11 protein-coding genes are annotated in these 12,269 nt (G+C 69.8%); 9 read left to right on the top strand and 2 right to left on the bottom strand.

Annotated features, from left to right (window positions below):
* Nucleotides 1–95 precede the first annotated feature (95 nt).
* The 7 genes from map to asnB all read left to right on the top strand — a co-directional run bounded on the left by map (nucleotide 96) and on the right by asnB (nucleotide 8,489).
* Nucleotides 96–878 (top strand): type I methionyl aminopeptidase, encoded by a 783-nt coding sequence (gene map, locus CJ022_RS10990; protein ID WP_101926674.1) that lies wholly within the window; start codon nucleotides 96–98, stop codon nucleotides 876–878.
* Complete coding sequence (glnD, locus tag CJ022_RS10985; RefSeq protein ID WP_233198716.1) at nucleotides 878–3,493, top strand: [protein-PII] uridylyltransferase; 2,616 nt, start codon at nucleotides 878–880, stop codon at nucleotides 3,491–3,493. Before map ends, glnD begins: the two co-directional genes overlap by 1 nt.
* A gap of 29 nt (nucleotides 3,494–3,522) precedes the next feature.
* Nucleotides 3,523–4,356, top strand: coding sequence for a 2,3,4,5-tetrahydropyridine-2,6-dicarboxylate N-succinyltransferase (gene dapD, locus CJ022_RS10980; protein ID WP_101926672.1), 834 nt, complete (start codon nucleotides 3,523–3,525; stop codon nucleotides 4,354–4,356).
* Between the two features lie 5 nt (nucleotides 4,357–4,361).
* A complete protein-coding gene (locus tag CJ022_RS10975; RefSeq protein WP_101926671.1) occupies nucleotides 4,362–4,721 on the top strand; it encodes a Spx/MgsR family RNA polymerase-binding regulatory protein in 360 nt (119 codons plus the stop codon).
* A 78-nt stretch (nucleotides 4,722–4,799) separates the two neighbouring features.
* Nucleotides 4,800–5,939, top strand: coding sequence for a succinyl-diaminopimelate desuccinylase (gene dapE, locus CJ022_RS10970; RefSeq protein ID WP_101926670.1), 1,140 nt, complete (start codon nucleotides 4,800–4,802; stop codon nucleotides 5,937–5,939).
* Nucleotides 5,940–5,994: 55 nt separating this feature from the next.
* On the top strand, nucleotides 5,995–6,438 hold the full coding sequence (gene trxC, locus CJ022_RS10965; protein ID WP_101926669.1) for a thioredoxin TrxC: 444 nt from the start codon (nucleotides 5,995–5,997) through the stop codon (nucleotides 6,436–6,438).
* 374 nt (nucleotides 6,439–6,812) lie between these two features.
* The gene (gene asnB, locus CJ022_RS10960; protein WP_101926668.1) at nucleotides 6,813–8,489 is read left to right on the top strand and encodes an asparagine synthase B; all 1,677 of its coding nucleotides are present in this window, start codon (nucleotides 6,813–6,815) and stop codon (nucleotides 8,487–8,489) included.
* Between the two features lie 28 nt (nucleotides 8,490–8,517).
* On the opposite strand, the gene CJ022_RS10955 is transcribed toward asnB, so the two are convergent.
* On the bottom strand, nucleotides 8,518–9,066 hold the full coding sequence (locus CJ022_RS10955) for a cytochrome b (protein WP_101926667.1): 549 nt from the start codon (nucleotides 9,064–9,066) through the stop codon (nucleotides 8,518–8,520).
* Nucleotides 9,067–9,246: 180 nt separating this feature from the next.
* Here CJ022_RS10955 and fabV point away from each other — a divergent pair, with 180 nt between their 5' ends.
* Nucleotides 9,247–10,458, top strand: coding sequence for an enoyl-ACP reductase FabV (gene fabV, locus CJ022_RS10950; RefSeq protein ID WP_101926666.1), 1,212 nt, complete (start codon nucleotides 9,247–9,249; stop codon nucleotides 10,456–10,458).
* Between the two features lie 67 nt (nucleotides 10,459–10,525).
* Here fabV and CJ022_RS10945 read toward each other — a convergent pair whose 3' ends face one another.
* Nucleotides 10,526–11,317, bottom strand: coding sequence for an arylamine N-acetyltransferase family protein (locus CJ022_RS10945; protein WP_101926665.1), 792 nt, complete (start codon nucleotides 11,315–11,317; stop codon nucleotides 10,526–10,528).
* Nucleotides 11,318–11,570: 253 nt separating this feature from the next.
* On the opposite strand from CJ022_RS10945, the gene CJ022_RS10940 reads away from it, so the two are divergent.
* Nucleotides 11,571–12,245, top strand: coding sequence for a class I SAM-dependent methyltransferase (locus CJ022_RS10940; RefSeq protein WP_101926664.1), 675 nt, complete (start codon nucleotides 11,571–11,573; stop codon nucleotides 12,243–12,245).
* The last annotated feature ends 24 nt before the right edge of the window (nucleotides 12,246–12,269 follow it).

Below are 12,269 nucleotides of genomic sequence, written 5' to 3'. Positions count from 1 at the left end.
CCGGGCGGGCGGCGGACCGCCGGGCCGCCCGCCGCGGGGCGGCGTGGCGCAGGCCGCGCGGGTCGGCACCACGGGTTTTGCGCGATAATGCGCGCATGAGCATCCACACCAAGACCCCCGACGAGATCGAGAAGATGCGCGTGGCCGGCCGCCTGGCCGCCGAGGTGCTGCAGATCGTGGCGCCGCACGTGAAGCCCGGCGTGACGACCGACGAACTCGACCGCATCTGCCACGACCACATCATCCAGGTCCAGCAGGCGATCCCGGCCAACGTCGGCTACAAGGGCTATCCGAAGACGACCTGCATCTCGGCCAACAACGTCATCTGCCACGGCATTCCCAACGATGGCAAGGTCCTCAAGGACGGCGACATCATCAATATCGACGTCACCGTCATCAAGGACGGCTGGCACGGCGACACCAGCCGCATGTACTTTGTCGGCACGCCGTCGGTGATGGCGCGGCGGCTGGTCGAGGTGACGCGCGAGGCGATGTGGCGCGGCATCCGCGCGGTGAAGCCGGGCGCGACGCTGGGTGACGTGGGGCACGCGATCCAGAAGTACGCCGAAGCCGAGCGCTTCAGCGTGGTGCGCGAGTACTGCGGCCACGGCATCGGCAAGGTCTACCACGACGAGCCGCAGGTGCTGCACTACGGCACGCCCGGCACCGGCGTGGTGCTGAAGGAAGGCATGACCTTCACCATCGAGCCGATGATCAACGAGGGCACGCGCTTCACCAAGGTGCTGCCCGACGGCTGGACCGTCGTGACCAAGGACCGCAAGCTCTCGGCGCAATGGGAGCACACGGTCGCGGTGACCGCCGACGGCGTCGACGTGTTGACCCGGATCCCCGGCGACGACAACGACGCGTTCCTCTGATGGGCGAGCGCGCGGCCACGCCAGCGACCGGCGCCGATTGCGGCGACGCGGCCTGGGTGGCCGAGGCGCGCGAGGCCCTCAACGCGCACGACGCGCGGCTGGTCCGTGACTTCGATGCCGGGCAGGAGATCGACCGCCTGCTCGCCGCGCGCGCCAATGCCGTCGACGGCTGGGTGCGCAAGGCCTGGGCGCGCTGCATCCCGGGCGACGCGCCGCTGGCGCTGTTCGCGGTCGGCGGCTACGGCCGCGGTGAGCTGTTCCCGCATTCGGACGTCGACCTGCTGGTGGTCGGCGAGCCCGACGTCCAGAAGACCTACGCCGACGCCCTGAGCCGGATGCTGGCGCTGCTGTGGGATCTCGGCCTGCCGGTCGGGCCGGCGGTGCGCAGTTTCGCCGAGTGCACCGAGGCGGCCGCCGACGTCACCGTCGTCACCGCGCTGCTCGAGGCGCGTCCATTGCTGGCCAGCATCGCCGAAGTGCGCGCGCTGATGGAGGCGATCGCCGACAGCCGCGTGTGGCCGGCCGACGATTTCTTCCATGCCAAGCGCGCCGAACTGGAAGCGCGGCACGCCCGGTTCGGCGACACGGCCGACAACCTCGAACCCAACATCAAGGACGGCCCGGGCGGCCTGCGCGACGTGCACAACCTGCGCTGGATGGCGCGGCGGGTGCTCGGCGTCTACGGCACCGAAGAACTGATCGCGCTGGGCCAGCTCGGCGTCGACGAGCACGCGACGCTGGAACGCGAGCGGCGCACGCTGTCGCGGCTGCGGTTCGGCCTGCACCTGATCGCGGGCAAGGCCGACGAGCGCCTGCGCTTCGACTACCAGAAGACGCTCGCGGCGCGGCTGCACCACGTCGACGCGGCGGACAATCCGCTGGTCGAAAAGATGATGCAGGAGTTCTACCGCAGCGCGTCGGTCGTGCAGCGCATCAGCGAGCGCATGCTGCAGCGCTTCGAGGAGCAGATCGAAGGCGAGGGCGAGCTGCTGCCGCTGGATGCGGATTTCGGCACCCAGCGCGGCTATCTGGTCGCGCGCGACGACGTCTGGCCGGGCGGCGACATCGCCCGCGTGTTCGACCTCTTCGCGATGTGGGCCGACCACCAGGAACTGCGCGGACTGCATTCGCAGACCGCGCGCGCACTGGCCGAGTCGCTGCATGCGCTGCCGTCGTGGCGCAACGCCGGCGCCGAATTGCGCGAGCAGTTCCTGGGCCTGCTGCGCGGGCCGATTCCGGTGCGCACGCTGGAGCGGATGGCGCGGCTCGGCGTGCTCGGCGTGTGGATCCCCGAGTTCGCGAACGTCACCGGACGGATGCAGTTCGACCTGTTCCACGTCTACACGGTCGACCAGCACACGCTCGCGGTCCTGCGCAACATCGCCAGCTTCGCGTCCGAGGCGCCGGACGAGCGCTTCTCGACCGCGCACGAGGTCTGGCCGCAGCTGCGCAAGCCCGAACTGCTGCTGCTGGCGGGCCTGTTCCACGACATCGCCAAGGGCCGCGGTGGCGATCATTCCGAACTGGGTGCGGTCGATGCGCGCGAATTCTGCGAAGGCCACGCGCTCGGCGAAACCGATACCGCGCTCGTCGAGTGGCTGGTGCGCAAGCATCTGCTGATGTCGACCAGCGCGCAGAAGCTCGACATCTCCGATCCGGCGGTGATCCACAAGTTCGCCACCGAAGTCGCCGACCGCGAGCGGCTCGACTATCTCTACCTGCTGACCTGCGCCGACATCGCCGGCACGTCGCCGAAGTTGTGGAACGCCTGGAAGGACCGGCTGCTGACCGATCTGCGCAGCGCCACGCGGCTGGCGCTGCGGCGCGGGCTGGAGCATCCGGTGGCGGCGGTGGAGCGCATCGCCGAGGCGCGCGACCGCGCGCGCGGGCTGCTGTCGGCGCATGGCGTCGATGACGACGAGGCCGATGCGCTGTTCCGGCGCATGCCGCAGGAGAGTTTCCTGCGCGGCCGCGCCGACCAGGTCGTCTGGCAGGCGCTGGGCCTGCGTGATACCGCGGACGGCGACGTCGTGGTGCGCGTGCGCCGGCTCGCGGCCGGCGCGCAGGCGCTGGAGGTCTTCGTGCATTCGCCCGATCGCGACGGCCTGTTCTCGGCGATCGTCGTCAGTCTCGATCGCCTGGGCCTGGTGATCCAGCAGGCGCGCGCGCTCGACGGGCCGGACGGCACCATCTTCGACATGTTCCAGGTGCTGCCGGCGGATCCGCGGCAGACCCTGGAGCTCGCGGCGATCGAGCGCAAGCTCGCGACCACGCTGTCGGGCACGCTCGACCTGCATCCCGCGCGTCGCGCGCAACCGCGCCACCTGCGTCATTTCCGGGTGCCGCCGCGCGTGGACTTCAGCGCCAGCGTCGATCGCCGGCACACCGTCTTCAGTCTGGTCTGCACCGACCGTCCGGGCCTGCTGGCCAACGTCGCCCACGTGCTGCGCCAGCACGGCGTGCGCGTGCACGACGCGCGGGTGGCGACCTTCGGCGAGCGCGTCGAGGACGTGTTCCGGCTCAGCGACAGCGACAACCGCGCGCTCGACGACGACATGCAGGCGCGGTTGCGCGCCGCGCTGCTCGCCTCGATCGATGGCGACATGGCACGATAGCGCCCCACGTTTTCCAGAGTCCTCCCGTCATGACCGATGCCCTCCGCGCCACCCTCGAGGACGCGTTCGCGCGCCGCGCCGACCTGACCGCCGCCGAGATCGGCGATGTCGTCAAACCGGCCGTCGAGCAGGCGATGCTGGGGCTCGAATCGGGTGAGCTGCGCGTCGCCCAGCCCGACGGCAACGGCGGCTGGCAGGTCAACGAATGGCTGAAGAAGGCCGTGCTGCTGTATTTCCGCACCAACGACATGGCCGTCGTCGACGCGCAGCCGGCGCCGTTCTGGGACAAGGTCGAGCCGCGGTTCGCCGGCTATGACGAAGCGAAGTTCAAGGCCGCCGGCGTGCGCGTGGTGCCGGGTGCGGCCGTGCGCCGCGGGACCTATTTCGGCCGCGATGTCGTGCTGATGCCGAGCTTCGTCAACATCGGTGCCTACGTCGGGGAAGGCACGATGGTCGACACCTGGGCCACGGTCGGCAGCTGCGCGCAGATCGGCAAGCACGTGCACCTGTCCGGCGGCGCCGGCATCGGCGGCGTCCTGGAACCGCTGCAGGCCAGCCCGACGATCATCGAGGACCACTGCTTCATCGGCGCGCGCTCGGAGGTCGTCGAAGGCGTCGTCGTCGGCCACCACAGCGTCATCGGCATGGGCGTGTTCCTCGGCCAGTCGACCCGCATCTACAACCGTGCGACCCGCGAGGTCAGCTACGGCTACGTGCCGCCGGGCAGCGTCGTGGTCTCCGGCCAGCTGCCGGCCCAGGACGGCTCGCACTCGCTGTACTGCGCGGTGATCGTCAAGCAGGTCGACGAGAAGACGCGAAGCAAGACCAGCGTCAACGACCTGCTGCGTGGTCTGGCGGACTGAGCGTCATGACCACCACGGTCTACGGCCTGAAGAACTGCGACACCTGCAAGAAGGCGACGAAGTGGCTCGACCGTTTCGGCGTCGCGCACGCGTTCGTCGATTACCGGGACGCCAAGCCGACGCCGGAGACGCTGGTCGAATGGGCCGGCAAGCTTGGCGGCTTCGAGGCGATGGTCAACAAGTCCTCGACCACCTGGCGGCAACTGCCGGACAACCGCAAGGCCGCGGCCAGCGATGCGGAATGGAGGCTGCTGTTGCGCGAGTATCCGCAGCTGATCCGGCGTCCGCTGGTCGTCACCGGCGACGACGGGATCAGCCAGGGTTTCAGCGACAACGCGTTCAAGAAGCGCTTCGGTCTCGATTGAGACGTGCGCAGTGCGCATCCTCCTGCCTACATAGGTCCGATCCCGATCCGTCCTTGCTGCACCGGAGTACACCGCACCATGTCCGACGTCCTCGACCTCACCCGTGACCTGATCGCACGCAAATCGGTCACGCCCGACGATGCCGGCTGCCAGGCGCTGATCGCCGCGCGGTTGCAGGCAGCGGGCTTCGCGACTGAAACGATGCGCCATGGCGATGTCGACAATCTCTGGGCCACGCACGGACAGGGCGGGCCGGTGCTGGTATTGCTCGGCCACACCGACGTGGTGCCGAGCGGACCGGCAGACGCGTGGACGTCCGACCCGTTCGTGCCCGAGATCCGCGACGGCGTGCTGTACGGGCGCGGCGCGGCCGACATGAAGAGCGGCGTCGCGGCGTTCGTCGTCGCGGCCGAGCGCTTCGTCGCGTCGCATCCCGATCACGCCGGCACGCTGGCGCTGCTGCTGACCTCGGACGAGGAGGGCGCCGCGATCGACGGCGTGCGCCGCGTCGCGCGCACGTTTGCCGAGCGCGCGACGCGCATCGACTGGTGCATCACCGGCGAACCATCGTCGACCGCGACGCTGGGCGACCTGCTGCGCGTCGGCCGGCGCGGCAGCCTGTCGGCGACGCTGACCGTGCGCGGCGTGCAGGGCCATGTCGCCTATCCCGACAAGGCGCGCAACCCGATCCACGACGCGGCGCCGGCACTGGCCGAACTCGTCGCGCGGCGCTGGGATGCGGGTTTCGAATCCTTCCCGCCGACCAGCCTGCAGATCAGCAACTTCGCGGCCGGCACCGGCGCCAACAACGTCATTCCCGGCACCGCCACCGTGCAGTTCAACCTGCGCTACACGCCGCACTGGGACGCACCGGCGCTCGAGGCGGAGATCGCGGCGCTGCTCGATCGCCACGGCCTCGACTACACGCTCGACTGGCATCGCAGCGGCGAGCCGTTCTACACGCCCGAGGGTCCGCTGCGGGCCGCAGCCCGCGACGTGCTGACGACGTTCGCCGGCGCGCCGCCCGAAGAAAGCACCGGTGGCGGCACCTCGGACGCGCGCTTCATCGCGCCGCTGGGCGCACAGTGCATCGAGATCGGCCCGGTCAATGCGAGCATCCACCAGGTCGACGAACACATCCGCGTCGCCGATCTGGAGGTGCTGCCGGATCTGTACGCGGCACTGATCACCCGCCTGCTGGTCGACGCGCCGCGCTGACGCGCGCGTTCGGGCCACGCGGCCAAACCACGTCGCTTCATCCGGGAGCCAGCTCGTGAACGCAGACCCGCTCGTCATCGCCTGTCCCGTCTGTCATACCCGCAACCGCGTGCCGCACGCGCGGCTCCAAGACGCGCCGACCTGCGGGCGCTGCCACGGGGCACTGCTGCCGGCCGCTTCGTTCGCGCTGGCGGATGCGCACTTCGATGCGCATGCCCTGCAGCCCGGATTGCCGTTGCTGGTGGATTTCTGGGCGCCGTGGTGCGGACCCTGCGTGCACATGGCGCCCGCGTTCGAGCAGGCCGCGGCCGTGTTGTCGCCGACCTGCCGCCTGGCCAAGGTCGACACCGAAGCGCAGCCTGCGCTGGGCAGCCGGTTCGGCATCCGCAGCATTCCCACGCTGGTGCTGTTCGACGACGGCCGCGAGCGTGCCAGGCAGTCCGGCGCGATGCCGGCCCAGGCCATCGTGCAGTGGGTGCAAGGGCAGTTGCGCCGCTGAGCGGCGTCGAACGTCGAGCGTGCGTGTCAGCCGTCGACGTCAGCGGGCGGTCGATCGCGACGCGAAGGTGCGGCTGTCGCGGTGCGAGCCGTCCGGTGGCCGGGCGAACCCGGCCGCCTGTCCGGTCGTCGGGCGGTGTCGCGTTTCCCTGGGCAGACTACCCGTTGCACACGCAACGGTTGCCCACCCCGCATCGACCCGGTAGCGTGCCCTGCATGTCCTGTGTCGCCACCCGTGCCAACAACCGCAATCGCAATCCGCGCGCGAACAAGGCGTAACACCAGCGACACGCGCCAGGAATCCCGGAACCCGCATCGGCCGATGCGGGTTTTTTTGTGTCTGCAACCGGCCCCATTCCCACCAGGAGTTTTCCCATGTGTTCGATCTTCGGCATCTTCGGCCTGCAGCCGGGCGACGACCTCAAGGCGCTGCGACGCCAGTCGCTGGAACTTTCGCAGCGGCAGCGTCATCGCGGGCCCGACTGGAGCGGCGTGCATGTCGACGACGGCGCCATCCTCGTCCACGAGCGCCTGGCGATCGTCGATCCCGCGGGCGGCGCCCAACCCCTGCTGTCGGAAGAGATCTACAACCACCGCGAACTGAAGGCCGCGCTGGCGCAGCCCTACGCGTTCCAGACCGCCTCGGACTGCGAGGTCATCAACGCGCTGTATCGCGAGGGCGACGAAGCCGGGCGCGCGCCGGGTGCGTTTCTCGACCGGCTCAACGGCATCTTTGCGTTCGCGCTGTGGGACCAGTCGCGAGGCCGCGCGATCATCGCCCGCGATCCGATGGGCGTCTGCCCGCTGTACTGGGGCCACGACCGCGAAGGCCGTCTGCGGGTCGCGTCGGAAATGAAATCGCTGGTCGATACCTGCGCCGATGTCGCCCAGTTCCCGCCGGGCCACTGGTACGACACCGCCAGCGACACGCTGCACCGGTACCACCACCGCCCCTGGCGCGATTACGACGCCGTGGCCGGCGTCGACGTCAGCCCGCAGGAGCTGCGCGAGGCCTTCGAGCGCGCCGTGCACCGCCAGCTGATGACCGACGTGCCCTACGGCGTGCTGCTGTCGGGCGGCCTGGATTCGTCGCTGGTCGCAGCGGTCGCCGCGCGCTATGCGCGCCATCGCATCGAAGAGAACGACGCCACCGAAGCCTGGTGGCCGCGCCTGCATTCGTTCGCGATCGGCCTGACGGGATCGCCCGACCTCGCCGCGGCGGAGATCGCCGGCGCGGCGCTCGGCACCGTGCATCACGGTTTCGAATACACCTTCGAGGAAGGCCTCGACGCGTTGCCCGAGGTGATCCGCCACATCGAGACCTACGACGTCACGACGATCCGCGCGTCGACGCCGATGTTCCTGCTCGCGCGCCGGATCAAGGCGATGGGCGTCAAGATGGTGCTGTCGGGCGAGGGCAGCGACGAGATCTTCGGCGGCTACCTCTACTTCCACAAGGCGCCGAACGCGCGCGAGTTCCACGAGGAGCTGATCCGCAAGCTCGACGCGCTGCACAACTACGATTGCCTGCGCGCCAACAAGTCGATGATGGCCTGGGGCGTCGAGCCGCGCGTGCCGTTCCTCGATGTGGAATTCCTCGACGTGGCGATGCGCATGGACGCGCAGCACAAGATGATCGACAAGGCCGACGATCGCCGGCGCATGGAGAAGGCCGTGCTGCGCGAGGCCTTCACGGGCTATCTGCCCGACGAGATCCTGTGGCGGCAGAAGGAGCAGTTCAGCGACGGCGTCGGCTATGGCTGGATCGACGGACTCAAGGCCCACGCCGAGGCCCAGGTCAGCGATCGCGAACTCGCGGCGGCGGCGCGGCGGTTTCCGCACAACCCGCCGCAGACCAAGGAGGCCTATTTCTACCGCAGCCTGTTCGAGCAGGCGTTCCCGACCCCGGCCGCGGCGGAGACCGTGCCGGGCGGCAAGTCGATTGCGTGTTCCTCGCCTGCGGCGATCGCCTGGGACGCCGCCTTCGCGAGCGCCGCCGATCCGTCCGGCCGCGCGATCGCCGGCGTGCACCACGCGGCGGTCGCGGCCTGAGGCGCCGCGCCGCGAGGCCGGGCGCAGGTCAGAGGCGCCCGGCCATGCGCGCGAGTGTCGTGTCGCGCCAGAACCAGTGGTGCAGCGCGACCATCAGCACGTGGCCGACGATCACCGCGAGCAGCGTCCACGCCAGCAGGCCGTGGGTGAGATCGGCCGGCGCCAGCATCCATGCGATTTCCTCGCCGGTCGCCGGGAACAGGCGCAGGCCCCAGGGCGCGAAGCCGCGGCCGCTGCCGTATTCGCGCAACAGGGCGACCGCCGGCAGATAGAGCATCAACGCATAGAGCAGCGCATGGCCGAGCGCCGCGGCGCGGCCGATCGCATTGCGCGGATGCGGCGGCCGCCGGCGCCACTGCGACAGACCCCAGGCGCCGCGCAACAGGATGAGCGCCATCAGCACGGTGCCGACCGGCTTGTGCGTGCCGACGAGGAAGGCGGTCAACGCATGGCGTCCGAGCGTGAGCTTCACGCCCATGCCGGTGAACTGCCACAGCAGCAGCGCCGCCATGCTCCAGTGCAGCACGCGCGTGATCAGGCCGTAACGCGCCGGGGAATCGAGCCAGCGAGGCGTCATGTGTGGCTTCCGGAAGAATAAGGACACGGACGGTGATGCGTCCGGCGCGCACAGTTCATCCAGTGCACCGCGCGATGTCAATCCGGCGCCGGCCTGCGGCTGCACCATCGACCCCCGTACGGGTCGCGGCGGACGCCGGCGTTAAACTGGCGCCCTTCGACTCCAACGACAGGCGACATCGTGATAATCCATCCCAAGGTCCGCGGCTTCATCTGCACCACCACCCATCCGACGGGCTGCGACTTCAACGTGCGCGACCAGATCGCCACGACGAAGGCGCAGGGGCAGCGCAGCGACGGACCGAAGAAGGTGCTGGTGATCGGTGCGTCCAGCGGTTACGGACTCGCGGCGCGCATCAGCGCGGCGTTCGGCTTCGGCGCCGACACGCTCGGGGTGTTCTTCGAGAAGCCCGCCAGCGACAAGAAGCCCGGTACCGCGGGCTGGTACAACGCCGCCGCGTTCGACCGCTACGCCAAGGCCGAGGGGCGCTACAGCAAGTCGATCAACGGCGATGCGTTCTCCGACGCCGCGCGCGCGCAGGCGATCGAGCTGATCAGGAACGAGATGGGCGGACAGGTCGACCTCGTCGTCTATTCGCTGGCATCGCCGGTGCGCAAGCTGCCGGGCAGCGGCGAGGTCAAGCGGTCCGCGCTCAAGCCGATCGGTGAGGCCTACACCTCGACCGCGATCGACACCAACAAGGACCAGATCATCGAGGCCACGATCGAGCCGGCGACCGAGCAGGAAATCGCCGACACCGTGACCGTCATGGGCGGCGAGGACTGGGCGCTGTGGATCGAGGCGCTGCGCGATGCCGGCGTGCTTGCCGATGGCGCGAAGACGGTCGCCTTCAGCTACATCGGCACGGAGATCACCTGGCCGATCTACTGGCACGGTGCGCTGGGCCGGGCCAAGGCCGATCTCGATGCGACCGCGCGCCGGCTCGACGCGACCCTGTCGCAGACCGGCGGCAGCGCCAATGTCGCGGTGCTGAAATCCGTCGTCACCCAGGCCAGCGCGGCGATCCCGGTGCTGCCGCTGTACATCGCGATCGCCTTCAAGGTCATGAAGGAGAAGGGCGTGCACGAAGGCACGATCGAACAGCTCGACCGCCTGTTCCGCACGCGCATGTACCGCGAGGACGGCCAGCCGCCCGAGGTCGATGACGAGGGGCGTCTGCGGCTCGACGACTGGGAGCTGCGCGAGGACGTGCAGGCCCGGTGCAAGGCGCTGTGGCCGCAGATCACGACCGAGAACCTGTTCGAACTGACCGACTACGCCGCCTACAAGCACGAGTTCCTGAAGCTGTTCGGCTTCGAACGCGACGACGTGGACTACGACGCCGACGTCGACCCGCTGGTCGAGTTCGACGTGGTCGAACTTCGCGACTGATGCGCGGCGCAGTGGGGCAGGTCGTGCTGGCTCTGCGCTTGCCGGGTCTCGCGGGGCGGAGACGCCGTCAGCCGTGCGGCCTCGTGCCCTGCGACGCGCGTCGGACGATCCCGAGCTCGCGGGCGAGCACGGCCGGGTAATCGGGTTCCGCGACCTCGCTCTCGGTTCTGTGCCCCGCCAGCGTGGAGCGGATCAGGCGCCGGCCGCTGAGCGTGGTCCGGCCGTCCGCGGTCGCGATGGTCGCGAGCGGGGCCTTGCGGAAATGCGAGGCCGGCGCGTCCCGGTGGAACTCGAACATGGCCTGGAAGGCGTCCAGGCGCCTCGGCTCGTGACCGAAACGGAACGTCGGTGCCCAGTCGCCGGCAGCCTGCGATTCGAGGCGCCAGTCGTCGCCGTCGCGGCAGAGGCGGTAGGCCCCGCCGGGGTCGCGCTGCACGAGATCCGGCACCAGCTGCAGCGGCGCGCGGAACGAGTGGCCGAAGCCCACGTCGACCAGCCACGTCGTCGCAAGCTCCACCCGAAGGACCAGATGGTCGAACTCGGGCGAGTAATCACCATCGCCGCGCGCGACCCGGGCCGACAGCAGGGTGGTGGGAAAGCCCAGTGTCTGCAGCAGCTCGGCGAGTAGGCCATTGCACTCGTAGCAGAAACCGCCGCGGCGTTGCACGACGAGCTTGTCGAACAGATGGTCGCGCGCGAGCGACATCGGTTCGCCCCAGTGGATCGACAGGTTCTCGAACGGCACCTGCTGCAGGTGCGCCTGCTGCAACCGCAGGAGGGCGTCCGGATCCGCGCGACGTGGTCGCGCGCACTGCAGCCGCGCGAGATACCGGTCCGCGTCGGCGTCGTCCATCGTCATGTCGGTCTGTGCGCGAGAGGGGCGTACCGACTATATCGCCGGGTGCATGCCCCACGGCGCGGCGCGGGGCACGCTTGTCGCATCGGCCCGGGCGAGGCGCCAGCGCCGTCGCGCGTCCCGGATGCATTCCGATTTCATGTAATGATCGATGTTGCGTTAGAGTGGCGCCCCACGCGTCGCCGTGGCCCGGTGCGAAGCGGGCCGGGTGACACCCCGTCGATTCCGCTGTCGGCGTCGCGCCGGAGGTCGAGCCATGTCGTTTTCAGATCCCCAGCACGTGGCGCGTTATGTCGAGGGCCCGGTGCGGCAGGTGCCCGGCTTGCATGCGATGCAGACGATGGCGGCGCTGCTGCTGGCGGAGCACGTGCCTGCCGATGGCCGGGTCCTGATCCTCGGCGCTGGCGGTGGACTGGAACTGAAAGTCTTCGCGGAACGGAACCCCGGCTGGCGCTTCCTCGGCGTCGATCCTTCCGAGGCGATGCTGGCACTGGCGCGGACCACGCTCGGTCCGCTGGCGTCGCGGGTCGAGTGGCAGGCCGGGTTGATCCACGACGCGCCGGACGCACCGTGCGATGGTGCCACCTGCCTGCTGACCCTGCACTTTCTTCCTGCCGAGGAGCGCCTGCGCACGCTGCGCGCGCTGTGGCAGCGGCTGAAGCCGGGCGCACCGCTGATCGTGGCCCATCACAGCTTTCCCCAGCACGCACCCGACAAGGCGCGCTGGCTCACGCGCTACGCCGCGTTCTCGGAAGCCTCCGGGCTGCCGGCGGCGGAGGCGCGCAACGCGATCGCGGCCGTCGGCAGCCGCCTGCCGACTCTCGCGCCGGAGGCGGACGAACGCCTGCTGCAGGTGGCCGGCTTCGCGCAGGTCGAGCTGTTCTATGCGGCGTTCACGTTCCGGGGCTGGGTCGCCCGCAAGCCTGCGTAGCCGGAGGACGCATCGCGTGGAACG

Origin of the sequence: Luteimonas rhizosphaerae (assembly GCF_002849595.1) — a bacterium.
Classification (GTDB): domain Bacteria; phylum Pseudomonadota; class Gammaproteobacteria; order Xanthomonadales; family Xanthomonadaceae; genus Luteimonas; species Luteimonas cellulosilyticus.
Note: the sequence above shows the minus strand (reverse complement) of the source record. Positions and strands in the feature narration are given on the sequence as shown.